Below are 24,561 nucleotides of genomic sequence, written 5' to 3' on the forward strand. Positions count from 1 at the left end.
GGCTTTCCCGCCCCTCCCCGGGACGCCTGGCCCGCCGACGCCGAACGGCTGCGCCGCGTCATGCCCGGCCTCGTGCGCGGCGGCCAGGATGGCTCCGTAGACGGTGACGTCGCGGATGGCGGGCGCGACGGTGTCCTGGGGAGCCTGGTAGCCGGGCACCGGCGAGCCGTACAGCAGGGCGTACTCGTGCGGGTTGGCCAGCGCCCAGCCGCGTACGGCCCGGCAGACGGCGAGCCACCTGCCCATGTGGTCGCCGGGCGGACACGCGCGGTCGGCCCGCTCCACCGTCTCGCCGATGGAGTTGTAGCCGTCGATGATGAGGGCCGTCAGCAGGTCATCGCGGCTGGGGAAATAGCGGTAGATGGCGGAGGAGACCATGCCCATCTCCCGTGCGACCGCCCGCAGTGACAGCCCGGTGGCCCCGTGGGTGGCGAGCCGCCTGCGTGCGATGTCGGCGATCTCCCTGGTCAGCTCGGCACGGACTCTCTCCCGTGCGGTGCGCCCGGCGTTCATGGGCCCACCTTAGCAGAGCACCAGAAGGAAACGAGAGCACTGCTCTTGACACAGCCGCACCTTCTGGAGAGCATTGCTCTCGTAACGGTTCGCCGATCCACTCGGGTCCCGAGGGAGAAGGACAGGTCGCCATGGGCAAGCACGTCGTCGTGGGAGCGGGGCAGGTCGGCAGCGAGCTGGTCAGGCAACTGGCCGGGCTCGGGCACGAAGTCGTCGTGGTCAGCAGGTCGGGCTCGGGCCCGGACCTGCCCGGCGTACGGCGGGCCGCCGTCGACGCCGCCGACCAAACCGCGCTCACCGCCCTCACCCGGGGCGCGGACACCCTCTACAACTGCGTCAACCCGCCCTACCACCGCTGGCCGACCGACTGGCCGCCGATCGCCGGCTCGCTGCTCGGCACGGCCGAGACCACCGGCGCGGACTATGTCATGCTCGGCAACCTGTACGTGTACGCCCCGCCGACCGGCCCGATGACCGAGGACCTGCCGCTGCGGCCGGAAAGTGTCAAGGCCCAGGTACGCGTCCGCATGTGGGAGCAGGCGCTCGCGGCCCACCGGGCGGGCCGCATCCGCTGCACCGAGGTGCGCGGCTCGGACTTCTTCGGGCCCGGCGCGCTCGACCAGTCCCACCTCGGCGAGCGCTTCGTCCCCAGGCTGCTGGCCGGCAAGGCGCTCAAGCACGTCGCCGACCCCGACCAGCCGCACAGCTGGACCTACATCCCCGACGCGGCCGCCGCCCTGGCCATCGCCGGCACCGACGAGCGGTCCTGGGGCCGCGCCTGGCACATCCCCACGGCCCCGCCGATGAGCTACCGCCAGGTGGCCGAGCGGATGAGCGAACTGGCCGGGGTCGCCATGCCCAAGGTCGGCTCCTACCCGGCGTGGATGATCGACGCCCTCGGCCTCGCCAACCCGATGCTCGGCGAGATCAAGCACGTCCGCTACCAGTTCGCCCGGCCGTTCGTACTGGACTCCTCGGCCTTCCAGAACACGTTCGGCGTCGCCCCCACCCCGGCCGGCGAGGCGCTGTCGGCGACCGTCGCCTGGTGGCGCGAGCGCGCCGCGGCGGCGGCGTAGGCGGCCATGCCCCGCTCGGCCGAGGCCAGCAGGCCGCGCATCCGCGGCGGCGACAGCCGTGCGATCAGCGAGAACCCGTCCGGATCACGGTAGGGGGAGGACGAGGTGGCCACTCCCACCACCGTCGTGCCCGAGATCGCCGGGCCGCCGCTGTGGCCCCTGACGATCTGGCAGTTGCGGGTCACCAGCATCCCCGGCCCCGGGGTCCGCGCCTCGGCGGCCCGCCCCGAGCAGCGGTACATCGCATCGCCCGGATAGCCCAGCTCGGAGGGATACCCGAGCAGGCTCAGCGCCTTCACCCGGCCGTCGCCCCTGCGGGTGGACACCGGCCGCAGGCCGGGGCCGGTGACGTCCTCCAGCCGCCGCCCGGACGCGTCCGGCTCGACGCCCACCACCCCCACATCGTGCGGGATCACCCCGGTGGAGTAGGAACGGGTGCGCCAGGGGCGCGCCACCCATGTGCGGGCGGCCCGCCACACCCCGAGCGGGGCGCCCCCCGCCCCGGAACCGCCGTAGGCAGGCACGAACGTCACCTGGTCGTACCAGCGCCGCGCCTGCCCGTCGTTGTCGAACAGGCAGTGCGCCGCGGTGAGCACCAGGCTGCGGCTCCGCGAGGCGACCACCGCCGCTCCGCAGCGGCGCTCGGCGCCGGTCAGCGGGTCACGGCTGACCAGCAGCCCGGTGGCCCGCTCCGGCAGGGCCCTGGTGTACGGGCGGGCCACCGGCGCGTAGCCGAAGCGGTCACCGCCCGGGGTGCGGACGAGTCGTCGCGGAACCTCCTCCGGGACGGCGGCGTACGCCACCGTCCCAGGGAGTGTGGAAACAAGGAGAACCAGCATCGAACCCAGCCGCGTGATCACACATCTCCGGTTACCCTACGTGACCGGCGGCAACCCGGGTGAGCGGTAAAGCCCCCCTCTATCAGGGATAAAGGCCCCTGAGCCGGTGCGCCTCGGCGACCCGGGAGACGCCGATCGCGTGCGCGGCCCGCCGCAGGGTCAGCCCTTCGTCCGCGGCCAGCGCGCCGACCTCCGCGTAAGCCTGCTCCATCAGGTCGCGCAGCTTGACCTCGACCTCGCCCGCGCTCCAGGTGTAGGCCTGCATGTTCTGGACCCACTCCAGGTAGGACACGATCACTCCGCCCGCGTTGGCCAGGATGTCGGGGACCACGGTGACCCCCGCGTCGGCGAGGACGTCGTCGGCCGCCGGAGTGGTCGGCCCGTTGGCGCCCTCGACGACGAGCCGGGCCCTGACCTTCTGCGCGGTCTCGGCGGTCAGCACGCCTTCCAGGGCGGCCGGCACCAGCACGCCGACGTCGAGGCCGAGCAGGTCGGCATGGCTCAGCGCGTCGGCGCGCGGATAACCGGCGACGCCGCCCGCCTCGGCGACGTGCGCGCGTACCGCCGCCACGTCGAGCCCGGCGCGGTCGGTGATCGCCCCGGTGGCGTCGGAGACGGCCACCACGCGGCACCTGGCGTCGGCCAGGTACCGGGCGGCGGGCGCGCCGACCTTGCCGAAGCCCTGCACGGCCACGGTGACCCCGGCCGGGTCGCGGTCGCCGAGCGCGGCCATCGTGGCGATCTGCACACCGCGCGCGGTGGCCCCCGCCCGGCCCAGCGAGCCGCCGAGGATGGTCGGCTTGCCGGTGACCACCCCGGGCACCGAGTAGCCCGCGTTCACCGAGTAGGTGTCCATGATCCAGGCCATGGTCTGCTCGTCGGTGCCCACGTCGGGGGCCGGGATGTCCTGGTCGGGGCCGATCAGCGGCAGGATCTCGTTGACGTAGCGGCGGGTGACCCGCTCCAGTTCGCGGGTGGTCAGCGTGGCCGGATCGACGCCGACGCCGCCGTTGGCGCCGCCGTAGGGGATGCCGACCAGCGCGCACTTCCACGTCATCCACATGGCGAGCGCGGTGACCTCCGACAGGTCGGTGTCCGGGTGAAAGCGGATGCCGCCCTTGGCCGGGCCGCGGGAGACGTTGTGCTGGACGCGGTAGCCCTGGACGACGTCCATCCGGCCGTCCTCGCGGCGGACGGGGACCGAGACGGTGAGCGAACGCCGCGGGGTCGCGAGCATCCGGTGCAGGCCGTCGTCGAGGCCGAGGTGCTCGGCCGCCTGGCCGAGCTGGAAGAGCGCGGTGTCGAGGGCCTGGCGGCCGGCGGAACCGGCCGCGGGGACCGCGCCGGTGCTGGTAGTGGTGGTGGCCGACGCCGTTGGCGGCACCATGACGGTCATGAAGACCTCCGGTTGGGCGGGGCGCACGCGCCCCGCGAGTCGGGTCGTTCGGGCGGAGGCGGGGCGCCGTTGTCCCGCCGCCGATATCCCATCTTGATCCAACAACGTGATCGTGTTCATGGGAACGTGCCAATATGACAGGCTTCGACGCGGAGAATGTACGGTTGTGTCGCACCGGAAGGCGGGGTGTCCCGTGGCGGATCTCTTGGTCGGCCCCATGCTGCGCTACGCCGACGCCACCAGCGCGAGCGTGTGGGTGGAGACCGCGCGGCCCGGGCGGGTCGCGGTGGAGGCGGGCGACATACGTGTGGAGACCGCCACGTTCACCGTGCATGGTCACCACTACGCGATCGCCGACCTGGTATGGCCGGAGCCTCCGGCTGCGGAGGGCGGCGTGCCGTACACGGTGGAGCTGGACGGCGAGCGGGTCTGGCCGCCCGCCGACGGCCCCGACGCCCCGCCCAGCCGGATCAGGCTGCCGTCGGGGTCCCGGCCGCTGCGGATGCTGTTCGGCTCCTGCCGTACCAGCGTGCCGCACGACGCGGCGCACCTGCTCTCGCACGGCGTGGACACGCTGCGCGAGTACGGCATGCGGCTGCGCGAGACCCCCGACGCCGAGTGGCCCGACCTGCTGCTGCTCCTCGGCGACCAGGTCTACGCCGACGCCCCCGGCGGCGAGGTGCTGCAGGCCGTCCGCGCCAGGGGCGGTGAGCCGGCCGGGGAGATCGCCGACTTCGGGGAGTACGCGGCGCTGTACCGGCAGGCGTGGGCCGAGCCGGAGATCCGCTGGCTGCTCTCGACGGTACCGTCCGCGATGATCTTCGACGACCACGACCTGCGGGACGACTGGAACACCTCCGCGGCCTGGCGCGAGAAGATGAGCGCGCAGCCCTGGTGGCGGCGCAGGCTGGTCGCCGGGCTCGGCGCGTACTGGGTCTACCAGCACCTCGGCAACCTGTCGCCGGGGGAGCGGGCCGCCGACCCGCTGCTGTCCCGGCTGCGCACGCACGAGGGCGACGGCGGCGACCTGCTCGACGCGTTCGCCGCCAGGGCCGACGAGGACCCCGCGCAGAACCGCTGGAGCTACGCCCGCGACCTCGGCGACACCCGCCTGATCATGCTCGACACCCGCTGCGCCAGGCGGCTCACCCCCGGCGACCGGCGGATGCTCGACGACGGCGAGTGGGAGTGGTTCACCCGGCAGATGGACGCGGACGGCCGGCGCGTGGTGATCGGCTCCTCCATACCGGTGCTGCTGCCCAGCGGCATCCATCACGTGGAGAGCTGGAACGAGGCGCTGTGCGACGGGGTTTGGGGCCGCCGCGCGGCCCGCTGGTCGGAGGTGTTGCGGCAGGCGGTCGACCTGGAGCACTGGGCGGCGTTCCGGCGGTCGTTCACCGACATGTGCCGGCTGCTGGCCGCCGCCGGCGGGACGGTGATCGTGTTGTCCGGCGACGTCCACTACTCCTACCTCGCCGAGGTCCGCGGGCTGCCGGTCTACCAGGTGGTGTGCTCGCCGATCCGCAACCCGCTGAGCCGGGTGCTACGGCTGGCCAACGTGGTGGCGTCGGTGGCGGTGGCCGGGCTGGCCGGCGGCCGGCTGGCCCGGCTCGCCGGGGTGCCCCGCCCGCCGCTGCGCTGGCGGTTGCGCCGGGGGCCGTGGTTCGGCAACACGGTGGCCACCCTCACCCTCGGTGAGGTGCCCTCCGTGTACTGGCACAGCCCCGGGCGCGGGGAGCGGCTGACCCGCTAACGGAGGTCGCTGAGCGCGTCCGCCAGCCGGTCCACCGCCCAGTGCAGGTCCTCCTCGGAGATCACCAGCGGCGGGCCGATCCTGATCGTGCTGCCGTGGGTGTCCTTCACCAGCACGCCCCGGGCGAGCAGCGCCTCGCCGACCTGCCTGCCGGTGGCCAGCGCCGGATCGATGTCCACCCCCGCCCACAGGCCGCGCCCACGGACCGCCGTCACGCCGTGCCCGGCCAGGCCGCGCAGCCGTTCGTGCAGCACCGCGCCCAGCACCCTGGCGCGCCGCTGGAACTCCCCGGTGCGGAGCAGTTCCACCACGGCGATGCCGACCGCGCAGGCCAGCGGGTTGCCGCCGAAGGTGGAGCCGTGCTGGCCGGGCTTGAGCACGCCGAGCACACCCGCGTCGGCCGCGATCGCCGAGACCGGCACCACGCCGCCGCCCAGCGCCTTGCCCAGGATGTAGACGTCCGGGACGACGCCCTCATGGTCACAGGCGAAGGTCTCGCCGGTACGGCCGAGCCCGGACTGGATCTCATCGGCCATCATCAGCACGCCGCGCCGCGAGCAGATCTCCCTGACCTGGGTCAGGTAGCCGTCCGGCGGCACCAGCACCCCGGCCTCGCCCTGGATGGGCTCGATCAGCACGGCCACCGTGGTGTCGTCGATCGCGTCCCTGATCGCGTCGGCCGAGCCGTACTTGACCACCCGGAAGCCCGGCGTGAACGGGCCGAAGCCGCCCCGCGCGTCCGGGTCGGTGGAAAAGCCCACGATCGTGGTGGTCCGGCCGTGGAAGTTGTTCTCGGCGACCAGGATCGTGGCCATGTCCGCGGGCACGCCCTTGACCTCGTAGCCCCACTTGCGGGCCACCTTGATCGCGCTCTCCACGGCCTCGGCGCCGGTGTTCATCGGCAGGATCATGTCCTTGCCGGTGAGGTCGCCGAGCGCGGCGCAGAAGTCGGCGAACCGGTCGTGCAGGAACGCGCGGCTGGTCAGCGTGAGTCGGTCGAGCTGGTCGCGGGCGGCGGCCAGGATCGCCGGGTTGCCGTGCCCGAAGTTCAGTGAGGAGTAGCCCGCCAGGCAGTCGAGCAGACGCCGGCCGTCGACGTCGGTGACCCACGCCCCCTCGGCGTGTTCCACCACGACGGGCAGCGGGTGGTAGTTGTGCGCGCTCCTCCGCTCACTCCGCTCGACGTACTCCGCGGTCTTCGGCAAGAGAGTCATTTCCGGATCTCCAGGGTGCAGCACTTGGGGCCGCCGCCCGCCTTGCGAAGTTCGGACGTCTGTACCGGGATCACCTCGTAACCCCGGCGCTTCAGTTCGAGCTGCAGGTCGGCGGCCTCATGGTTGATGATCACGTTCTTTCCGTCACAGACCGAGTTGAGCCCGAAGGCCGCGGCGTCGGCCGGTGTGGCGATCAGCGCGTCGGGGAACAACCGTTCGAGGACCGCCCGGCTGCCCGGGGTGAACGCCTGCGGCAGGTAGGCGATGTCCCGGCCGCCGAGCGGGCACAAAGCGGTGTCAAGGTGGTAGTACCGCGGGTCGGCCAGCCCTAACGTGATCACCGGGTGGCCGGTGAACTCCTGGACCTCCCGGTGCGCCGCCACGTCGGTGCGAAACCCGGTGCCGGCGAGCACGAGGTCGTCCACCACCAGCAGGTCGCCCTCGCCCTCGTTGGTGTACGACGGGACCTTGACCTCGGTGAAGCCGTGGCCGGTGAACCACCGCAGGTAGGCCCCGGCCTCGTCGGCGCGCTCGGGGTGGGTGAACCGCGCGCCGTACACCCGGCCGTCCACGACCAGGGCGCCGTTGGCGGCGAAGACCATGTCCGGCAGGCCCTCCACGGGGTCGATCACGTCCACGGTGTGGCCCAGATCCTCGTAGACCGACTTCAGGTCCTCCCACTGCCGCACCGCGAGGTCGCGGTCGGCGCCCCTTGCGGGGTCCATCCAGGGGTTGATCCGGTATTCGACCGCGAAGTAGTCGGGCCGGCACATAAGGTAACGCCTGCGTGGCACGCTCATACCTGGCTCCATCGAAGCTGAGGGGCCGCCGTGCGGACACATCGCCGTGCGGAAGGGCGAGATCAGCATAAGAACGCGCGTTTGCGCAGGCCAAGTGTGGTGTGTTGCGCGTGCGCGCGGATCGGTTGCGTTGTTCAGCCGATCAGCGGCGATCCGTTGACCAGCCGGGTGAGCACGACCGCGCTCTTGGTGCGCACCACGAACGGCTCGGCCGCGATCCGCTCGATGACCTGCTCGACGTGCCGCATGTCGGAGGCCCTGATGTGCAGCAGCGCGTCGGCCTCGCCGGTCACCGTGCAGGCCGAGACGACCTCCGGGTGACGGGCCACGGCCACCCCGATCTCTGCGGGCGAGGTCTTGCCCCGGCAGTACAGCTCGACGTACGCCTCGGTGGTCCAGCCCAGGGCGCGCGGCGCGACCCTCGCGGAGAACCCGGTGATGGCCCCGATCCCGCGCAGCCGATCGACCCTCCGCTTGACGGCGGAGGCGGACAACCCGACCTCATGCCCGATCTCGGCATAGGTCGCCCTCGCGTCATCGACGAGGGCCTTGATGATGGCGCGATCCAGCCCGTCCAACTCCACAGTGCATGTCATAGCCGAAAAGGGGGCCGCGTGGGTAACGCGGCCCCTCGGGCGTACGGATGGCGGGTGTGTTCAGCCGCGCTCGGCGTCGCCGGTGGCCTGCTCCTGCACTTCCTCCGGCGATGCCTCCAGGTCGTCGGACTCCGCCGCCCGCGACGCCGACGCCTTGTCCAGACGCACCCAGCTCGTCACGCTCTCCACCGCGAACAGCACGCCCAGATAGAGCGTGAGCACGGCGACCACCCAGGTCGCCACGCCGAGCGCGGCGCCGGCGCCGATCAGCAGCAGCCGGACCTCCCACCCCAGACCGGCCAGGAACACCCACGCCGGCGGCCAGATGCTCTGCCGGGTGCGGTACACCGTGTCGTAGGTGTGGTAACCCACGACGTAGACCAGCACGAACAGCAGCCACTTGGGCACGTCCGCGGTGATGCCCACGAGCAGCAGCACCAGGAACTCCCCGCCCCTGATCAGCGGCGGCACCAGCCAGTCGAACCGCCCCAGGTGGTCGCGGGTGGCCGTGGGGCCGACCAGCAGCACCATGACGAGCGCGGGGACCAGCAGCATCGGCCCCGGCTCCAACATCCCGGCCGCGCCGATCGCGGCCACGGCCGCCAGCGACGCCAGGGCGGCGGGCACCGGCGGCAGACCCGCCTTGGTGACCCGGCGCAGCCCGGCGAGCAGCGGGCCGTCGTCGCGGTAGGCGAGCAGCCGCGCGGTCTGGATGCGGCGGCGCTCCTCGTCGGGGTCGGGCTGGGTGACAGGGGTGCGCTGAGGCTGGGTGATCATGCGAGCGACCTAACGAGACGTCCGGTGAGCGTGTACGCGGCGGCGATGGAGCCCCAGATGACCAGGGTCAGGAAGGTGATCCGCGGCTCGAAGAAGGCGGCGGTGATCGCGATGGCGGCGAACCGCTCGCCGATCGGGAAGACGATCATCTTGCGGGCCCAGTGGACGGCGCGGACGCGCCCGGCCCGCGACCACATCCGCAGCAGCCCGCGCACGCCGGTCTGGCGGGACAGCTTGCGCTCGGCCAGCTTCTGGCGCAGCGCGGTGTCGGCGCTGACGGCCAGGGCGAGCGTCGGCAGCAGGGACGGCGGCTTGCGCCGGCTCGCCGCGCCGTAGGAGAAGTCGAGCAGGTGCCGCACCGACTGCACGGCCAGCGCCACGAGCGCCAGCGTCCACACGTCGCCCTGTCCCGCCACCGCGGCCCCGATGGCCAGCCCGGCGAAGACGACGTACTCCTTGAACCTGTCGAAGGTGGCGTCCAGCCACGCGCCGAGCACCCCGAACTTGCGGGCGTACCGGGCGACCTGGCCGTCCACGCAGTCGAAGACGAACGCGAAGTAGATGAGCACCGCCCCCGCCACCGACCCCGCGCGGGTCCCGGTGGCGAAGGCCGCGGCAGCCGCCACTCCCAGGAAGATGGAGATCAGCGTCACCTGGTTGGGGGTCAGCCCGCGCCGGGCCGCCCAGCGGGCGATGAAGCGGGAGTAGGTGCTGACGAAGTACGTGGTGAAGAAGCCGTCGGCGCCCTTGACCGCGTTGTTGAGCCGGGCGCGGTCCTCGTCGAAGCCGGCCATCTCGGCGACCGCCTCGTCGGCGGCCTGCCGGCCGGAGACCCGGCGGAAGAACAGGTCGCGCCGGCCCCGGACGCCGACGGACACGCCCCGGCGTACCAGGCACAGCACCAGCAACTGGGCCAGGTCGTCTTCCGGGCCGAGCAGATGGGCCATCCCGGCCAGCTCGCGGGCCGCCTCGGCCAGCGTGGCGGCGTGCTTGTGGTGCAGGTGCAGCGGCCCCAGCAGCACCGCGTTGGGGCGGGTCACCGCGTGGAAGGCGGAGCCGACCGAGATCACCCTGGACTTGCCCACGCGGGCGCGGACCGCCAGGCCCTCGTAGAGGCGGTCGGAGATCTCCGGCTCGGCCTCGTCGATGGGCACCCGGTCGTCGTCGCCCTCGCCGTTGTCGTCGGCGTCGCCGTTCTCGCCCGCTAGACCCTCACGCAGCTCGCGTGGCTCCTTGGCGACCAGGGCCAGCGCGCCGCGCTTGGACTTGGTGATCTGGTAGATCAGCTCGTCGTGGATCAGCGAGTCGGCGGGCAGGATGAGCAGGCTCTCCGTGGCGTCCTCGACCGCGTCGGCCAGCGCCCGCAGATCGCCGGCCAGATCGGAGGTCGTGACCAGGGTGCCGGGGTAGCCCTCGTGATCGCGGGCGCGGTCGGCGCGGACGATCGTGACGGGGTGGGGATCGAGCGACGCGAGCTGGCCGTGCAGCCGGCCGGTGACCGTGGGGGAGCCCGGCAGCGCGGCGAGGAGCGGCCGGTGGGCGGGCGGATTCGGGCCGGGGGATGAACCCAGCAGGACCACGCGGGTCATGACACCCTTTCAGGCAGCGTGCAGTTGCGGGTAAAGATGGCGCGAGAGAGGTCGCCAGACGGCAAAGTCTAGTGACCTATCGGTCAAGAGGGTCCATCCGAGGTTTACCCGTGATTCATCCGCGATGCTCGATCCTAGACTGGGCGGGTGAGTCTCTACCGTGACGAAGGCGTCGTGCTGCGCACGCACAAGCTGGGCGAGGCCGACCGGATCGTCACGATCTTGACCAGACGCACCGGCAAGGTGCGGGCCGTGGCCAAGGGCGTGCGGCGCACCACCTCCAGATTCGGCGCGCGGCTGGAGCCCTTCACCCACGTCGACGTGCAGTTCCACACCGGGCGCACGCTCGACGTGGTCACCCAGGCCGAGACCCTGCGGCCGTACGGCGAGCGGCTGGCGGCCGACTACCCCCGCTACACCGCGGGCAGCGCGATGCTGGAGACGGCCGACAAGCTCACCGTCGCGGAGAAGGAACCGGCGCTGCGCCACTTCCTGCTGCTGGTCGGCGGCCTGCGCGCGCTGACCGACGGCGAGCACGAGCCCCGCCTGGTGCTCGACGCCTACTTCCTGCGCTCCCTGGCCGTGGCCGGATACGCCCCCGCCCTGGAGACCTGCGCGCGCTGCTCGGCCGAGCCGGTGCGCGCGTTCGCCATCGTGGCGGGCGGCGTGGTGTGCGGCGACTGCCGCCCGGCCGGGGCGTCGGTCCCGGCCGCGGAGACGGTCGCGCTCATGCTCGCCCTGCTGCGCGGCGACTGGGCGTCCGCGGACGCCTCCCAGGCCCGCCATCGCACCGAATGCAGCGGCCTTGTCGCCGCTTATCTGCAATGGCACCTGGAGCACGGCATACGCTCTCTTCGGCATGTAGAGCGCGTATGACCGGCGCAGAAGGAGCAACAGGTGAACGTCCGTCCCCCGTCCCAGCATCCGTCCGGGGCGATCCCGCCCCCCATCCCGCGTGACCTGGTCCCCAGGCACGTGGCGATCGTGATGGACGGCAACGGCAGGTGGGCCAAGGCGCGGAACCTGCCTCGCACCGAAGGCCACAAGGCCGGCGAGGCATCGCTGTTCGACGTGATCGAGGGCGCGCTCGAACTGGGCGTCCCCTACCTCTCCGCCTACGCCTTCTCGACCGAGAACTGGCGGAGGTCGCCTGATGAGGTGCGGTTCCTCATGGGGTTCAACCGCGACGTGATCCGCCGCCGCCGCGACGAGCTGAACGCGATGGGCGTCCGGGTCCGCTGGGCCGGGCGGCCTGGGCGGCTGTGGAAGAGCGTCATCAAGGAGTTGCAGGACGCCGAGGAGATGACCCGCGCCAACCGGGCCCTCACCCTGCAGTTCTGTGTCAACTACGGCGGCCGCGCGGAGATCCTGGACGCGGTCGTCAAGCTGGCCCAGGACATCGCCGACGGGCGGGTCCGGGCCGGGAAGGTCACCGAGCGGACCTTCCACCGCTACCTCGACGAGCCGGACATCCCCGACGTCGACCTGTTCGTGCGGTCCTCCGGCGAGCAGCGCACGTCCAACTTCCTGCTGTGGCAGTCGGCCTATGCCGAGATGGTCTTCCTGAACCGGCTGTGGCCCGACTTCGACCGCCGCGACCTGTGGGAGGCGTGCGAGATCTACGCCAAGCGCGACCGCAGGTACGGCGGCGCGGTGCCCAACGAGGCCGTCTGACCCTTGCGCGGGCGTGCCCGGGTAGGACACGCCCGCCGGCGGCTCAGGCCCTCCTGCGCGCCCGGTAGGCCGCCACGTGCATCCGGTTGCCGCAGGTACGGCTGTCGCAGTAGACCCGCGACCGGTTGCGCGACTCGTCGAAGAACACACGGTCGCAGTCGGGCGCGGCGCAGGTGCGCAGCCGCTCCCACTCGCCCTCCACCAGCAGGTGCGCCAGCGCGATGCCGCAGTCGGCGGCCAGGTGCTCGGCGACCGACGCGCCCGGCGCGAAGTAGTGGACGTGCACCGGGTGGCCGTCGTGCTCGGTCAGCCGGGGCGTCATCCGCGTCTCGCCGAGCAGGGTGTTCAGCCGGATCACGGCGGCGGCCTGGTCGGGCGCGGTGAACACCCGATGGAAGGCGTCGCGCAGCGCGCGGACCTGGGCGAGGTCGCCAGATCCCAGCTCGTCCACGCCGCTCACCTGCCAGCGCTCGACGAGCTCGCCGAGCTGGCCGAGGTCGGACAGGCACTCTTCGCCACCAGCCGTGGGGGAGGTGTTGATCAAGTCCACCACGGTGCTGAGCGAGTGCACCATGTCGTGGCCGAATGGCATGGTCGCTCCTTCGGGGCCGGTTCTCGCGTGTCGAGAAGCGTATAACCCCCGTGGCGGCACCAGCCTATCTCTTCGTGGCCGATGTCTGACGTAATCTCGCCACGGGCCGGTTACGGACGGCCGTCAGCCCGCTTTCCGCCCCGCCGCACAGGAGGAGCAGGTGCCGAAGACCTCGACGGTGTGGGTTATGTCACTGAACCCGTGCTCCCTGCCGACGGTCTCGGCCCAGCGTTCGACCGCCGGTCCTGCGACCTCCACGGTGCGCCCGCAGCGGCGGCACACCAGGTGGTGGTGGTGCGTGCCGCTGGCGCAGGCCCGGTAGACGGCCTCGCCGTCGTCGGTGCGCAGCACATCGACGTCACCGTTGTCGGCGAGCGCCTGCAACGCCCGGTAGACGGTGGTGAGCCCGATCTTGGCGCCTTCCGCGCGCATCTCGGCGTAGATGTCCTGGGCGCTGCGAAAACCCTCGCTGTGGCGGAGGATGTCGAATACGGCATCGCGGCGGCTGGTCATCGTCTGGACTCCCCGGTTCGGTTCCGGCGTATGAATGTACCGACACCGAGAGCCAGGGCGAATCCCAAGAGGGCGAGCAGTACGATCCCCGCCCCCGGCGCGACGTTGACGTAGTACGTGTATCCCAGACCGCCGACCGTCGCCACCACCCCGAAGACCATCGCCAGCAGGAGGGTCGTCCGAAACCCCCGGGTGAGCTGCTGGCTCGCCGCCACCGGGACCACCATGAGCGCGCTGACCAGCAGCAGCCCGACCACGCGCATCGCGATCACGACGGTGAGCGCGGCGGTGACGGCCAGCAGCAGGCTGAGGAACCGCACCGGCAGGCCGCTGGCCTTGGCGACCTCCGGGTCCTGGCAGAGCAGGAACAGCTCGCGGCCGAACACCAGCACCACGCCGAGCACCCCCGCGCTCAGCGCGCCGATCACCAGGACGTCGTCCTGGGTGACGGTGCTGACCGATCCGAACAGGTAGGACATCAGCGTGGCGTTGCTGCCCTCCTTGGAGAGCCCGATGAGCAGCACGCCGCCCGCGATGCCGCCGTAGAACAGCAGTGCGAGCGCCACGTCGCCGCTGGTCCGGCCGCGCTCGCGTACCAGTTCGATGGCCACCGCGCCGAGCACCGCCACCACCACGGCGGTCAGCGTCGGGGCGGTGCCGGTCAGGAAGCCGAGGGCCACCCCGGTCAGCGCGATGTGACCGATGCCGTCGCCGAGCAGCGCGAGCCTGCGCTGCACGATGAAGGTGCCCACTGCGGGCGCGGACAGGCCGACCAGCAGCCCGGCGACCAGCGCGCGCTGCATGATCGGGGACTGGAACAGCTCAAGCACCGTGGGCCTCCCTGCCGGGCGTGTTCGGAAAGGTCACTCGCCGGCCGCGGCGGTGCCGGGCGACAAGGCGAGCGGCCCGCCCTCGGCCGGCTCGGCGTGCGGATGGACGTGATCGTGGCCGGGCAGCGCGTGCGCGCCGACCGCGCTCGGCGGCGCGCCGTCGTGCGCGACGCGGCCGTTCTTGATCACCACCGCGCGGGTGATCAGTGGCTCCAGCGGGCCCAGCTCGTGGGCCACCAGGACCACCGTGCGGCCGCTCGCGACCAGCTTGGACAGCGTGTCGGCCAGGTTGGCCTGGCTCGCCGCGTCGACTCCGGCGGTGGGCTCGTCCATCACGAAGGTCTCGGGCTCACCGGCCAGCGCCCGGGCGATCAGCACCCGCTGCTGCTGGCCGCCGGACAGCGCGGCCACCGGGTCGCCGGCGCGGTCGGCCAGGCCGACCGCGGTGAGCGCGCGGGCGATCGCGGCGCGGTCGGCGGCGCTCGCCGGGCGCAGCCGCCGCTGGCGGGCGATCCTGCCGGAGGCGACGACCTCGCGGATGGTCGAGGGCACGCCGCCGCCCGCCAGCAGGCGCTGTGGCACATAGCCGACCCGGTGCCACTCGCGGAAGCGGGCGGGGGGCACGCCGTACAGCTCGGTACGGCCGGCGGTGAGGGGCACCAGGCCGAGCAGGGCGCGAATCAGGGTGGACTTGCCGGAGCCGTTCGCGCCGAGCACGGCCACCACCTCGCCGGCGCGGATCTGCAGGTCCACGCCGCGCAGGACGGCGCGGCCGTCCAGGCTGACGTGGCCGCCGGTCATGGCGAACACCGTCTGTTGGCTCATCGGGTTGCGCGGGGCGGGTCCCGGGGCGTGCGCCGAGGGAGAGTGACCGCGTCTCCTTTCGGTTACTTCAGGTGAGTGTAGTGGGGGCGACCGAGTTGATCATGATCAGGTGCAGTTGAGCGCGGTGCGCAGCGTCGCCAGGTTGGCGCGCATGGCCGTGAGGTAGTCGCCCGAGGCGGGCTTGCTCTCCAGCGGATCGAGCACCGCGGTCTTGGCGCCGACCTGCTTGGCCAGCACCTCGGCGACCTTGGGGCTGACCAGCGCCTCGGTGAAGATCGTGGTGACCTTCTCCCGCTTGGCGACCTTCTCCACCTCCGCCAGCCGGGCCAGGGAGGGCTCCGCCTCGGGGTCGATGCCGCTGATGCCGACCTGCTCGAGCCCGTAGCGGCCGGCCAGGTAGCCGAAGGCGGCGTGGCTGGTGACGAGCGCGTGCCCGGCGCAGGAGCCGAGGCCCCGCTTCATCTCGGCGTCGAGCGCGGTCAGCTCGGCCGCCACGGCGGCGGCGCGGTCCTTGTGGGCCTTGGCGCGCGCCGGGTCGGCGGCGGCGAGCCGGTCGCCCAGCTTGTTCGCCACGATGGCGAACCTGGACGGGTCGAGCCACAGGTGCGGGTCGTAGGAGACCGCCTCGCCCTCGTGCGCGTGCGCGGCCTCGCCCTCCTCGTGCTCGGCGGAGTGGCCCGCCTGGCCGGCCTCTCCCTCGTGCTCGTGGGCGTCGCCGGTGGCGGGCAGCTTCGGCACGACCGTGGCCGCGTCGAAGCCCTTGTCCTTGGCGTTGTGCTCGACGGCCTCGTCCAGCGCGGGCTGCACGCCCTTGATGTAGACCGTCAGATCGGCTTCGGCCAGGCCGACCACCTGGCGCGGGGTGAGTTCGAGGTCGTGCGGCTCGACGCCGGGCTTGGTGAGCGGGACGACGCTCACATCGCCCCCGCCGACCCGCTCGGTGAGCCATTGCAGTGGATAGAAGGCGGCCATCACCTGGGGCTTGGCGTCGCCGCCCGCCCCCTGGGCCTGTCCCGCGCCGCAGGCGGCGGTGGCGGCCAGCAGTGCGGCCCCGGCGGTGAGACCGGCGGTGCGGCCCCATGGACCGGAGAAGTAGGACATCACATAACAAGTATGGCCCGGAATGAAAACCGTTGTCAAAAGTGGCGACACTGAGGTGAAGTTCGCGATCTGCTCCTACCCGACAAATCCCGACATCTCGGCAGGTCAGAGTGGGTCAGAAGAGCCCGAACCGGTCGGCGGCCAGCAGCGCCAGGAACGTCAGCAGCGCCACCCGCATCAGCCGCCCACCCACGCGAAGCGATGGCCACGACATATAGGCCAGCCACCCCACGAACCCGGCCACCGGCAGCACGGCCACTCCGCCACGCCAGTCCGGCACCGCGAACCCGACGAGCAGCAGGGCCACCATGAGCACCGGGACCACCCAGCGGGGCAGCCCGAACAGAAAGACCAGCGGGGCGGCGCTGCGCTCCTCGACCGCCTTGCGAAAGCCGGTCGCGCCCGGGGTGAAGAACTGCTCGCCCTGGGGCAGCGGCCGACGGCTCTTGCCGCCCCTGGGTGGGCCGCCCTTCCCGGCGCCGGGCTCCCCGGCGCGCCTGGCGAGCGGATGGGACGGCACGCGCCGACCCTCGGAGTTGGGATCACGCTGTTCGGCCACCCGCCGAGCCTATCCCCGGGGGGCGTCCCGGTGCGTCCCACCTGCTCGGATCTGGCATGCTTGGCGGATGCTCGCGATCATCCGTTACTCGGTGCCCGACGCGCGGACCGGCGAGTTCGCCCAGCAGGCCCGCGAGATCCTCGACCTGCTGGCGAGCCAGCCCGGATACGTGCGCGGCCGGCTCGGGCGCTCGGTCGACGAGCCCGGCCTTTGGGCGCTGGTCTGTGAGTGGGAGGGCGCGGGCTTCTACCGGCGGGCGCTGTCGGCGGCCAGGCTCGTGATGTATCCGCTGATGACGATGATGCTGAACGAACCCAGCGCCTTCGAGGACGTGGACCCGCCCGTGTCCCCTAAGCTGGGATCTCGTTGAAATTCCTCGCCGACCTCCAGCCGGATGGAGACACACCCAATGGCACGACGTACCGACGTGATGGACACCATCGTCAGCCTCGCCAAGCGCCGCGGGCTCGTATACCCGTCGAGCGAGATCTACGGCGGGCTGCGGGCGTCGTGGGACTACGGACCGCTCGGCGTGGAGCTGAAGAACAACGTCAAGCGCGAGTGGTGGAAGGCCGTCGTCCAGGGCCGCGACGACGTGGTCGGCCTTGACTCCTGTGTGATCCTGGCCCGGGAGGTCTGGGAGGCCAGCGGCCACGTCGACACCTTCAAGGACCCGCTGACCGAGTGTCAGTCCTGCCACAAGCGCTTCCGCGCCGACCACCTGGAGGAGGCGTTCGAGGCCAAGCACGGCCGCGCCCCCTCGGGCCTGTCCGAGGTCACCTGCCCCAACTGTGGCAACAAGGGCGCCTTCACCGAGGTCAGGCAGTTCAGCGGCCTGCTGAAGACCTACCTCGGCCCGGTCGAGGACGAATCCGGCCTGGCCTACCTGCGCCCGGAGACCGCCCAGGGCATCTTCATCAACTACCTCAACGTGCAGCAGTCGGCACGCCGGAAGATCCCGTTCGGCATCGGCCAGATCGGCAAGTCCTTCCGCAACGAGATCACCCCGGGCAACTTCATCTTCCGCACCCGCGAGTTCGAGCAGATGGAGATGGAGTTCTTCGTCAAGCCGGGCAGCGACGAGGAGTGGCACCAGTACTGGATCGACGAGCGCTACCGCTGGTACACCGACCTCGGCATCAAGGAGGACAACCTCCGGCTCTTCGAGCACCCCGAGGAGAAGCTGGCCCACTACGCCAAGCGGACCGTCGACATCGAATACCGCTTCGGCTTCAGCGGAGGCGAGTGGGGCGAGCTCGAGGGCATCGCCAACCGCACCGACTTCGACCTCACCTCGCACGGCAAGGCGTCGGGCACCGACCTGTCGTTCTTCGAGCAGGATTCGGGCGAGCGCTACGTCCCCTATGTGATCGAGCCGGCCGCCGGCGTCGACCGCTGCGTGCTGACCTTCCTCCTCGACGCCTACGCCGAGGACGAGGCCCCTAACGCCAAGGGCGTGCTGGAAAAGCGCACGGTGCTGCGGATCGACCACCGCCTCGCCCCGGTCAAGGTCGCGGTGCTGCCGCTGTCCCGCAACACCGACCTGTCGCCCAAGGCCCGCGACCTCGCCGCCGCGCTGCGCCGCCGGTGGAACGTCGAGTTCGACGACGCGGGCGCGATCGGCCGCCGCTACCGCCGCCAGGACGAGATCGGCACGCCGTTCTGCGTCACGGTCGACTTCGACACCCTCCAGGACGACGCGGTCACCATCCGCGAGCGCGACACCATGGGGCAGCAGCGGATCGGCATCGACCAGGTCGATTCCTACCTGCGTCAGCACCTCAACGACTGAGCACCTCAACGACTGAGCACCTCAACGACTGAGCACCTCAACGACTGGGCGGAGACCCGCCGTGACGGCCCGGGCGCGAAAGCGCCCGGGCCGTTCTCGTGCCCGCCTTACACCGGTTTTCGGCTTCCTTTGATGACATAGGCCATGTCGAGAAGTGATGAGGATGACGAAAGATACGGAGATTCGGCAATGGCACGCACGACACGCTTGAGGTCCGCGGTGTGGGTCCTGGCACTGAGTGGCGGCGCGTTCCTGGCGACCGGGAGCGCCGCCGCGCCCGACCCCGTCCCGACCGCCCAGATGCAACTGCGGCTCGTCGTGGACGACTGCCCCTACCCGGCGGTGACCGAGCCGTGACAGGGCCGCCGCCGACCGGCGAGACGCCGGCCGCCGACCGGCTGGAGCGGGCCCTGTTCGAGGTCAAACGCGTCATCGTCGGCCAGGACCACATGGTCGAACGACTGCTCGTGGCGGTACTGGCCAGGGGCCACTGCCTGCTGGAAGGCGTGCCCGGGATCGCCAAGACGCTCGCCGCCGAGACCCTGGCCACGGTGCTCGGCGGGACGTTCTCCCGGGTGCAGTTCACCCCCGACCTGGTGCCCGCCGACATCATCGGGAACCGGATCTACCGGCCCTCGGCGGAGCGCTTCGACATCGAGCTGGGCCCGATCATGTCCAACGTCGTGCTCGCCGACGAGATCAACCGGGCCCCCGCCAAGGTGCAGTCGGCGCTGCTGGAGGTCATGGCCGAGCGGCAGGTCAGCATCGGCGGCAGGACGCACCCGGTGCCCGCGCCGTTCCTGGTGCTCGCCACCCAGAACCCGATCGAGTCCGAAGGGGTCTACCACCTGCCGGAGGCGCAGCGCGACCGGTTCCTGATGAAGATCGACGTCGGGTATCCGACGGAGTCGGAGGAACTGGCGATCCTGTACCGGATGAGCGCGGACGCGCCGCGAGCCGTACGGATTTTTGACCCGGACCGGCTGGTGGACCTCCAGCGGGCCGCCGCGCAGGTGTTCGTCCACCACGCGGTGGCCGAGTACATCGTGCGCCTGGTCTACGCGACCAGGGAGCCCGGGCGGTTCGGGCTGGCCGGGCTGGGCGCGGTGCTGGCGTTCGGGGCCGGTCCGCGGGCCACGCTCGGCCTGGTGGCCGCCACGCGGGCGCTGGCGCTGCTGCGCGGCCGGGAGTACGTGCTGCCCGAGGACGTGCGCGACCTGGCGGCGGACGTGATGGCCCACCGGCTGGTGCTGTCCTTCGAGGGCCTCGCCGACGGGGCGCGGCCCAGGGAGATCGTGGCCGACATCGTCGCGGCGATCCCCGCGCCGGTCGTGGCGCCGCACCGCAGGGAGGCGGTGGCCTGATGCGGCACCTGCTCGCCGGGCGCGCGCTGCGCCGCCTGGAGCTGACCGTCACGCGCCGCCTGGACGGCCTGTTGCAGGGCGACCACCTGGGGCTGGTCCCCGGGCCCGGCACCGAGCCGGCGGAGGCCCGGCCGTACCTGGTGGGCGACGACGTGCGGCGGATGGACTGGAACGTCACCGCCAGGGTCGCCGAGCCGCATGTGCGGGACCTCGTCGCGGACCGTGAGCTGGAGACCTGGGTGCTGCTCGACGCGAGCGCCAGCATGGACTTCGGCACCGGCGACATGGAGAAACGGGACCTGGCGCTGGCCGCGGTGGCCGCCGTCGGCTTCCTCACCGAACGCGCGGGCAACCGGATCGGCGCCCACATCCTGCACGGCGGCCCGCCGGCCGGGGCGGGGGCGCGGCACGGCAGGGGTGTGGCGCGGATGTGCCGCGGCCTACTCGGCGGGACGGGGATACCGCGTGGTTCGGCAGGTGGGGCCGGGGAGTTGTCCGGCTCGGCTGGTAATGCGGCGACACCCCCCGACTCGGCGGGTGGTGCGGGGGTGCCGCGCGGTGTGGTGGGCGGGGCGCGGGTGGTGCCCGCCCGCGGTGGCAGGGCGCACCTGATGGCGCTGCTGCACGCGATCTCCGTACTGCCCCGGGCCGCGCCGGGGAAGCGCGGCCGGCCCCTCGGCCCGCACGCCGAACGGCTCGCCGGGATGCTGCGCAGGCGCGGCCTGGTCGTCGTGGTCTCCGACTTCCTCGACGACCCCGGCACCTGGGAACGGCCGCTGCGGCGGCTGGCCACCCGCCACCAGCTCCTGGCCGTGGAGGTGATCGACCCGCGCGAGCTGACCCTGCCCGACGTCGGCATGCTCACCCTCGTGGACCCTGAGACCGGCAGGCGCAGGGAGGTCTCCACGGCGAGCGCCCGGCTGCGCGAGCGATACGCCGCCGCTGCCGCCGCCCAGCGCGGAGCCGTCGAAGCGGCGCTGCGCCGTACCGGGGCCGCCCACCTGCGGCTGCGCACCGACCGGGACTGGGTCACGGACCTGATTCGGCACGTCCTGACCCAGCGCAGGGCCACTGCGGCGGCGGGAGGGCCCGGATGAGCCTCCTTTCACCCGTCTGGCTCTGGCTTCTCCTGCCCGCGCTCGGTATCGGGGTCGTGTATGTGGTCATGTTCCTACGGCGCAGCCGATACGCCGTCCGATTCACCAACCTGGACCTGCTCGACAAGGTCGTCCCCCGGCGGTCCGGCTGGCGCAGGCACGTACCGGCCGCCCTGTTCGGGCTCATGCTGGTGTCGCTCATCGTCGGCTTCGCCCGGCCCACGGCCGAGGTCCAGGTGCCCAGGGAGCGGGCCACCATCATGGTCGCCTTCGACGTGTCGGCCTCGATGCGGGCCACCGACGTCGCCCCCGACCGGTTCAGCGCCGCGCAGCAGGCCGCCCGCCGGTTCGTCCAGGGGCTGCCCCCTCGTTTCAACCTCGGTCTGGTGGCGTTCTCCGGTAGCGCGTCGATAGCCGTGCCGCCCACCACCGACCGCCAGGCCGTACTCACCGCCATCGGCCGCCTCACCACCGGCTCGGGCACCGCCATCGGCGAGGCGGTCTTCTCCTCGCTGGACGCGATCCGGTCCCTGGACGCCGAGGCCGGCGACGCGCCGCCGCCCGCGCACGTCGTACTGCTCTCGGACGGTTCGAGCACCACCGGGCGGCCCGTGGACGCGGCGGTGCAGGCCGCCACCTCGCGCGGCGTGCCGGTCACCACCATCGCGTACGGCACGCCCACGGGCGTGGTGGACCTCAACGGCGAGTCCGTGCCCGTCCCGGTGGACGGGCCCGCGCTGCGGGATGTGGCCGAGGCGACCGGCGGCGGCTTCCACGAGGCGGCGTCGGGGGATGAGCTGCGGGCCGTCTACGACACGATCGGCACTTCCGTCGGATACCGGCTGGAACGGCAGGAGATCTGGATGTGGTTCGTCGGGTTCGCAATGATCTGCGCGGTCCTGGCGGCGGGGACGTCCATGCTGTGGTTCTCGCGGATGATCTGACGGCAGGAAAGGTTTCTGATGCGCGACCAGCCGGACCTGCTCGGCCTCGGCAGTCCACGCGGCCCTGACTTCCTCCGCACCCCTCCGGGCTCGCCCACGCCACTCGGTTCGCCTCCATCCGAAGCTCCCAGGTCTCGTCGGGGCGGCCCGCCGGTGCGGGTGGCCGTGGTCGCCGCCCTGGTGGCGGCGCTGGTGGGCGGTGCGGCCGGGGTCGCCGGGGTGCGGCTCAACGGCGCGGCCGCCGCGCCCGTCGCAACGCCGCCGCGTTCACCGGCGGGCCCCGTGGCCTCCGGCCGCGCCGAGGTCGCCGCGCGGGTACTGCCCAGCGTGGTCTCGGTGGAGACCGGCCGCGGCAACGGCTCGGGCTTCGTGATCGACGCCGCCGGGCACGTCCTCACCAACGAGCACGTGGTGTCCGGCAGGACCAGGGTCTCGGTGGTCTTCAACGACGGCGGCCGGGCCGCCGCCCGGGTGGTGGGCTTCGACGCGGCCAACGACCTGGCCGTGCTCGCCGTGGACGGCGGACGTTCCCCGGCACCCGCCACGCTCGGCCGTTCCGCCGACGTCGCGGTGGGCGACGACGTTCTCGCCGTGGGCTCGCCGCTCGGCCTGGCCGGCACGGTGACCTCGGGAATCGTCAGCGCGGTGAATCGCGAGGTACCGTTGGGCGAGGGTGGCGGCACGACCACGGCGTTGCAGACCGACGCCTCCATCAACCCCGGCAACTCCGGCGGCCCGCTGGCCAACGCCCGCGGCGAGGTGATCGGCGTCAACACGGCGATCCTGTCCGGAAGCGGCGGCTCCATCGGCATCGGTTTCGCCATCCCCATCGACCGCGCCGCGGAGGTCGCGGCGCGAATCATCCGGAATTAGGTTCGTGACATGCGCCTTCTTGTGGTCGAGGACGAAGAGGACCTGGTCGCGGCACTGCGGGTCGGCCTGGTCCGGGCCGGGTACGCGGTGGACGTCGCCTACGACTTCGCCGAGGCCGAAGAGAAGATCCACATCAACGCCTACGACCTCGTCCTGCTCGACCTGAACCTGCCGAACGGCGACGGCTTCGAGCTGTGCCGTGCCGTACGGGCCGGTGAGCACGGCCAGCGGGTGCGGATCATCATGGTGACGGCCCGCGACCGGCTGGACGACCGGGTCAGGGGGCTCGACGAGGGCGCGGACGACTACCTGGTCAAACCGTTCGCCTTCCCCGAACTGCTGGCGCGGGTGCGCGCCCTGCTGCGCAGGGACGGGTCGGCCGGCCGTACGGCGGTGCTGGAGGTGGGCGGCCTGCGGCTGGACACCGCCCGCGTGGAGGCGTTCCACGGCGAGCGCCGCCTGCCGCTCACGCCCAAGGAGTTCGGGGTGCTGCACTATCTGATGACCCGCCCCGGGCACGTGGTCTCCAGCGAGGAGCTGCTGGAACACGTCTGGGACGAGCACACCGACCCGTTCACCAACACGGTCCGGGTCACCGTCGGCAACCTGCGCCGCAAGCTGGGCGCCGAGGGCGTCATCGAGACCGTGATCAGCCGTGGTTACCGGCTGAAGGAGCTCGGGTGAGACACCTGCCCGCCTTCATGCAGACGATCCGCTTCCGGCTGACCGTCCTGTACTCCGGGCTGCTCTTCCTCCTGGCCGCCACCGTGCTGGGCGCGCTCTACTACGGCGTGGCCTCCTCCACCGAGGAACGCCCGGTGTCGAAGGAGTACGCCGAGGTCGTCAACCGCTCCGGGACGGTGCTGGGGCACGAGCCGGTCGTACGGGTCCGGGAGTGGGAGAACCTGATCAACCTCAAGACCCTCGCCACGCTGCGCCGCTACGCTTTCGTGGCGCTCGGCGGGCTGCTGGTGGCGAGCCTCGGGATCGGGTGGATGCTGTCGGGGCGGGTGCTGCGGCCGGTGCGGTCGATCACCCGCGCGGCGGCCGAGATCCAGGCGACCGACCTGTCCCGGCGGATCCGGCTGAGCGGGCCCAAGGACGAGCTGCGCGACCTGGCCGACACGGTGGACACGATGCTGGACCGGCTGGAGGCGGGCTTTCGCGCCCAAAGGCAGCTCATCGACGACGCCTCACACGAACTGCGCAGCCCGCTGGCCATCATCCGGGCCAACGTGGACACGGTACTGACCTCGCCGGACAGTACCGAGGAGGAACGCGTCCGGGCCTCGGCGATCGTGGACCGGGCCACCACCCGGATGACCCGGCTCGTGGAGGACCTGCTGGCCACGGCCCGGCGTACGGCTCCCGCGCTCGCCGACACCGACGTGGACGTCGGCACGGTCGCCACCGAGGCGTGCGACGACTTCGAGACCCTGGCGGCGGGGCGCGGCATGCGGCTCATCCGCGCCGCACCGGCGGGGCTGGTCGCCATCGGCGACCACGACGCGCTGCGCCGCGCGGTGGGCAACCTGCTGTCCAACGCGGTACGGCTGGCCCCGCACGGCAGCGACATCCGCGTGGCGGCGGGCCGGTCGGCCGGCTGGATCTGGGTGGCGGTCCGCGACGCCGGGCCGGGGCTGTCGGAGGACGACAGCCAGCGGGTGTTCGACCGGTTCTGGCGGGTTGGGGGCGGGCGGCGCGAGCGCGACCGGCACACCGGGCTCGGGCTGGCCATCGTCCGCCAGATCGTGGAGTCGCACGGCGGGCACGTGCGGCTGTTCACCCGGCTGGGGCAGGGCAGCATCTTCGTGCTCTGGCTCCCGGCCCGCGGCACCGACGCC

26 protein-coding genes are annotated in these 24,561 nt (G+C 72.2%); 13 read left to right on the top strand and 13 right to left on the bottom strand.

The window, feature by feature from the left end:
* Positions 1 to 513 (bottom strand): TetR/AcrR family transcriptional regulator (locus C1I98_RS11830; RefSeq protein ID WP_146607384.1); only part of this gene is annotated, 513 nt, incomplete at its 3' end.
* A gap of 131 nt (positions 514 to 644) precedes the next feature.
* Here C1I98_RS11830 and C1I98_RS11835 point away from each other — a divergent pair.
* Positions 645 to 1,589, top strand: a complete 945-nt coding sequence (locus tag C1I98_RS11835; protein ID WP_111167217.1) for an NAD-dependent epimerase/dehydratase family protein — start codon at positions 645 to 647, stop codon at positions 1,587 to 1,589.
* A 921-nt stretch (positions 1,590 to 2,510) separates the two neighbouring features.
* On the opposite strand, the gene C1I98_RS11845 is transcribed toward C1I98_RS11835, so the two are convergent.
* Positions 2,511 to 3,824: a Glu/Leu/Phe/Val family dehydrogenase gene (locus C1I98_RS11845; RefSeq protein WP_233507790.1), complete on the bottom strand. Its 1,314-nt coding sequence runs from the start codon at positions 3,822 to 3,824 to the stop codon at positions 2,511 to 2,513.
* 193 nt (positions 3,825 to 4,017) lie between these two features.
* On the opposite strand from C1I98_RS11845, the gene C1I98_RS11850 reads away from it, so the two are divergent.
* Positions 4,018 to 5,577 carry an alkaline phosphatase D family protein gene (locus tag C1I98_RS11850; RefSeq protein WP_111167219.1) on the top strand — a complete coding sequence of 520 codons (1,560 nt, stop codon included), beginning with the start codon at positions 4,018 to 4,020 and terminating at the stop codon, positions 5,575 to 5,577.
* Here the strand turns inward: C1I98_RS11850 and rocD are convergent.
* The 5 genes from rocD to C1I98_RS44995 all read right to left on the bottom strand — a co-directional run bounded on the left by rocD (position 5,574) and on the right by C1I98_RS44995 (position 10,553).
* Positions 5,574 to 6,791 carry an ornithine--oxo-acid transaminase gene (gene rocD, locus C1I98_RS11855; RefSeq protein ID WP_111167220.1) on the bottom strand — a complete coding sequence of 406 codons (1,218 nt, stop codon included), beginning with the start codon at positions 6,789 to 6,791 and terminating at the stop codon, positions 5,574 to 5,576. The genes C1I98_RS11850 and rocD overlap by 4 nt on opposite strands.
* Positions 6,788 to 7,591, bottom strand: a complete 804-nt coding sequence (ddaH, locus tag C1I98_RS11860) for a dimethylargininase (RefSeq protein WP_233507791.1) — start codon at positions 7,589 to 7,591, stop codon at positions 6,788 to 6,790. Before ddaH ends, rocD begins: the two co-directional genes overlap by 4 nt.
* A gap of 134 nt (positions 7,592 to 7,725) precedes the next feature.
* On the bottom strand, positions 7,726 to 8,175 hold the full coding sequence (locus C1I98_RS11865) for an Lrp/AsnC family transcriptional regulator (RefSeq protein WP_199536880.1): 450 nt from the start codon (positions 8,173 to 8,175) through the stop codon (positions 7,726 to 7,728).
* A 72-nt stretch (positions 8,176 to 8,247) separates the two neighbouring features.
* Positions 8,248 to 8,964, bottom strand: coding sequence for a DUF5941 domain-containing protein (locus C1I98_RS44990; RefSeq protein ID WP_111167223.1), 717 nt, complete (start codon positions 8,962 to 8,964; stop codon positions 8,248 to 8,250).
* Positions 8,961 to 10,553, bottom strand: coding sequence for a CDP-alcohol phosphatidyltransferase family protein (locus C1I98_RS44995; protein ID WP_111167224.1), 1,593 nt, complete (start codon positions 10,551 to 10,553; stop codon positions 8,961 to 8,963). Before C1I98_RS44995 ends, C1I98_RS44990 begins: the two co-directional genes overlap by 4 nt.
* A 147-nt stretch (positions 10,554 to 10,700) precedes the next feature.
* Here C1I98_RS44995 and recO point away from each other — a divergent pair, with 147 nt between their 5' ends.
* Together recO and C1I98_RS11885 are read left to right on the top strand one after the other, a co-directional pair.
* On the top strand, positions 10,701 to 11,429 hold the full coding sequence (recO, locus tag C1I98_RS11880; protein ID WP_111167225.1) for a DNA repair protein RecO: 729 nt from the start codon (positions 10,701 to 10,703) through the stop codon (positions 11,427 to 11,429).
* A 21-nt stretch (positions 11,430 to 11,450) separates the two neighbouring features.
* On the top strand, positions 11,451 to 12,227 hold the full coding sequence (locus C1I98_RS11885; RefSeq protein WP_111167226.1) for an isoprenyl transferase: 777 nt from the start codon (positions 11,451 to 11,453) through the stop codon (positions 12,225 to 12,227).
* 43 nt (positions 12,228 to 12,270) lie between these two features.
* On the opposite strand, the gene C1I98_RS11890 is transcribed toward C1I98_RS11885, so the two are convergent.
* The 6 genes from C1I98_RS11890 to C1I98_RS11915 form a co-directional block, all read right to left on the bottom strand.
* Entirely contained in the window at positions 12,271 to 12,819 is a 549-nt protein-coding gene (locus C1I98_RS11890) for a CGNR zinc finger domain-containing protein (RefSeq protein WP_111167227.1), read from the bottom strand.
* A 123-nt stretch (positions 12,820 to 12,942) separates the two neighbouring features.
* Positions 12,943 to 13,332, bottom strand: a complete 390-nt coding sequence (locus tag C1I98_RS11895; protein WP_111167228.1) for a Fur family transcriptional regulator — start codon at positions 13,330 to 13,332, stop codon at positions 12,943 to 12,945.
* Entirely contained in the window at positions 13,329 to 14,162 is an 834-nt protein-coding gene (locus C1I98_RS11900; protein ID WP_438672078.1) for a metal ABC transporter permease, read from the bottom strand. The genes C1I98_RS11895 and C1I98_RS11900 overlap by 4 nt, the downstream gene beginning before the upstream one ends.
* 33 nt (positions 14,163 to 14,195) lie before the next feature.
* Positions 14,196 to 14,987: a metal ABC transporter ATP-binding protein gene (locus C1I98_RS11905; RefSeq protein ID WP_233507792.1), complete on the bottom strand. Its 792-nt coding sequence runs from the start codon at positions 14,985 to 14,987 to the stop codon at positions 14,196 to 14,198.
* A 105-nt stretch (positions 14,988 to 15,092) separates the two neighbouring features.
* On the bottom strand, positions 15,093 to 16,088 hold the full coding sequence (locus tag C1I98_RS11910; protein ID WP_111167229.1) for a metal ABC transporter substrate-binding protein: 996 nt from the start codon (positions 16,086 to 16,088) through the stop codon (positions 15,093 to 15,095).
* A 115-nt stretch (positions 16,089 to 16,203) separates the two neighbouring features.
* Positions 16,204 to 16,647, bottom strand: coding sequence for a DUF6703 family protein (locus C1I98_RS11915; protein ID WP_233507793.1), 444 nt, complete (start codon positions 16,645 to 16,647; stop codon positions 16,204 to 16,206).
* A 67-nt stretch (positions 16,648 to 16,714) separates the two neighbouring features.
* Here C1I98_RS11915 and C1I98_RS11920 point away from each other — a divergent pair, with 67 nt between their 5' ends.
* The 9 genes from C1I98_RS11920 to C1I98_RS11955 form a co-directional block, all read left to right on the top strand.
* Positions 16,715 to 17,017, top strand: a complete 303-nt coding sequence (locus tag C1I98_RS11920) for an antibiotic biosynthesis monooxygenase family protein (RefSeq protein WP_111167231.1) — start codon at positions 16,715 to 16,717, stop codon at positions 17,015 to 17,017.
* 39 nt (positions 17,018 to 17,056) lie between these two features.
* A complete protein-coding gene (locus C1I98_RS11925; protein ID WP_111167232.1) occupies positions 17,057 to 18,439 on the top strand; it encodes a glycine--tRNA ligase in 1,383 nt (460 codons plus the stop codon).
* Between the two features lie 189 nt (positions 18,440 to 18,628).
* Positions 18,629 to 18,796 carry a hypothetical protein gene (locus tag C1I98_RS41330; protein ID WP_158557997.1) on the top strand — a complete coding sequence of 56 codons (168 nt, stop codon included), beginning with the start codon at positions 18,629 to 18,631 and terminating at the stop codon, positions 18,794 to 18,796.
* Entirely contained in the window at positions 18,793 to 19,803 is a 1,011-nt protein-coding gene (locus C1I98_RS11930) for an AAA family ATPase (protein WP_233507794.1), read from the top strand. Before C1I98_RS41330 ends, C1I98_RS11930 begins: the two co-directional genes overlap by 4 nt.
* The gene (locus C1I98_RS11935; protein ID WP_111167233.1) at positions 19,803 to 20,900 is read left to right on the top strand and encodes a DUF58 domain-containing protein; all 1,098 of its coding nucleotides are present in this window, start codon (positions 19,803 to 19,805) and stop codon (positions 20,898 to 20,900) included. Before C1I98_RS11930 ends, C1I98_RS11935 begins: the two co-directional genes overlap by 1 nt.
* Entirely contained in the window at positions 20,897 to 21,844 is a 948-nt protein-coding gene (locus C1I98_RS11940) for a VWA domain-containing protein (RefSeq protein WP_111167234.1), read from the top strand. The genes C1I98_RS11935 and C1I98_RS11940 overlap by 4 nt, the downstream gene beginning before the upstream one ends.
* An 18-nt stretch (positions 21,845 to 21,862) precedes the next feature.
* Positions 21,863 to 22,717, top strand: a complete 855-nt coding sequence (locus tag C1I98_RS11945; RefSeq protein ID WP_111167235.1) for a S1C family serine protease — start codon at positions 21,863 to 21,865, stop codon at positions 22,715 to 22,717.
* Between the two features lie 9 nt (positions 22,718 to 22,726).
* Positions 22,727 to 23,401: a response regulator transcription factor gene (locus tag C1I98_RS11950; RefSeq protein ID WP_111167236.1), complete on the top strand. Its 675-nt coding sequence runs from the start codon at positions 22,727 to 22,729 to the stop codon at positions 23,399 to 23,401.
* Positions 23,398 to 24,561, top strand: a 1,164-nt coding sequence (locus tag C1I98_RS11955; RefSeq protein WP_199536881.1) for a sensor histidine kinase, incomplete at its 3' end; no start/stop codon positions are given. The genes C1I98_RS11950 and C1I98_RS11955, both read left to right, overlap by 4 nt.

This window comes from Spongiactinospora gelatinilytica, from assembly GCF_003236385.1.
Lineage (GTDB): Bacteria > Actinomycetota > Actinomycetes > Streptosporangiales > Streptosporangiaceae > Spongiactinospora > Spongiactinospora gelatinilytica.

What these genes read in the sequence shown, in the direction of transcription:
- C1I98_RS11835 (WP_111167217.1), top strand. Translation starts at nt 645, where the DNA reads ATGGGCAAGCACGTCGTCGTGGGAGCGGGGCAGGTCGGCAGCGAGCTG.
- C1I98_RS11845 (WP_233507790.1), bottom strand. Translation starts at nt 3,824, where the DNA reads ATGACCGTCATGGTGCCGCCAACGGCGTCGGCCACCACCACTACCAGC.
- rocD (WP_111167220.1), bottom strand. Translation starts at nt 6,791, where the DNA reads ATGACTCTCTTGCCGAAGACCGCGGAGTACGTCGAGCGGAGTGAGCGG.
- ddaH (WP_233507791.1), bottom strand. Translation starts at nt 7,591, where the DNA reads ATGAGCGTGCCACGCAGGCGTTACCTTATGTGCCGGCCCGACTACTTC.
- C1I98_RS44990 (WP_111167223.1), bottom strand. Translation starts at nt 8,964, where the DNA reads ATGATCACCCAGCCTCAGCGCACCCCTGTCACCCAGCCCGACCCCGAC.
- C1I98_RS44995 (WP_111167224.1), bottom strand. Translation starts at nt 10,553, where the DNA reads ATGACCCGCGTGGTCCTGCTGGGTTCATCCCCCGGCCCGAATCCGCCC.
- C1I98_RS11890 (WP_111167227.1), bottom strand. Translation starts at nt 12,819, where the DNA reads ATGCCATTCGGCCACGACATGGTGCACTCGCTCAGCACCGTGGTGGAC.
- C1I98_RS11895 (WP_111167228.1), bottom strand. Translation starts at nt 13,332, where the DNA reads ATGACCAGCCGCCGCGATGCCGTATTCGACATCCTCCGCCACAGCGAG.
- C1I98_RS11905 (WP_233507792.1), bottom strand. Translation starts at nt 14,987, where the DNA reads ATGAGCCAACAGACGGTGTTCGCCATGACCGGCGGCCACGTCAGCCTG.
- C1I98_RS11910 (WP_111167229.1), bottom strand. Translation starts at nt 16,088, where the DNA reads ATGTCCTACTTCTCCGGTCCATGGGGCCGCACCGCCGGTCTCACCGCC.
- C1I98_RS11920 (WP_111167231.1), top strand. Translation starts at nt 16,715, where the DNA reads ATGCTCGCGATCATCCGTTACTCGGTGCCCGACGCGCGGACCGGCGAG.
- C1I98_RS11925 (WP_111167232.1), top strand. Translation starts at nt 17,057, where the DNA reads ATGGCACGACGTACCGACGTGATGGACACCATCGTCAGCCTCGCCAAG.
- C1I98_RS41330 (WP_158557997.1), top strand. Translation starts at nt 18,629, where the DNA reads ATGGCACGCACGACACGCTTGAGGTCCGCGGTGTGGGTCCTGGCACTG.
- C1I98_RS11935 (WP_111167233.1), top strand. Translation starts at nt 19,803, where the DNA reads ATGCGGCACCTGCTCGCCGGGCGCGCGCTGCGCCGCCTGGAGCTGACC.
- C1I98_RS11940 (WP_111167234.1), top strand. Translation starts at nt 20,897, where the DNA reads ATGAGCCTCCTTTCACCCGTCTGGCTCTGGCTTCTCCTGCCCGCGCTC.
- C1I98_RS11945 (WP_111167235.1), top strand. Translation starts at nt 21,863, where the DNA reads ATGCGCGACCAGCCGGACCTGCTCGGCCTCGGCAGTCCACGCGGCCCT.
- C1I98_RS11950 (WP_111167236.1), top strand. Translation starts at nt 22,727, where the DNA reads ATGCGCCTTCTTGTGGTCGAGGACGAAGAGGACCTGGTCGCGGCACTG.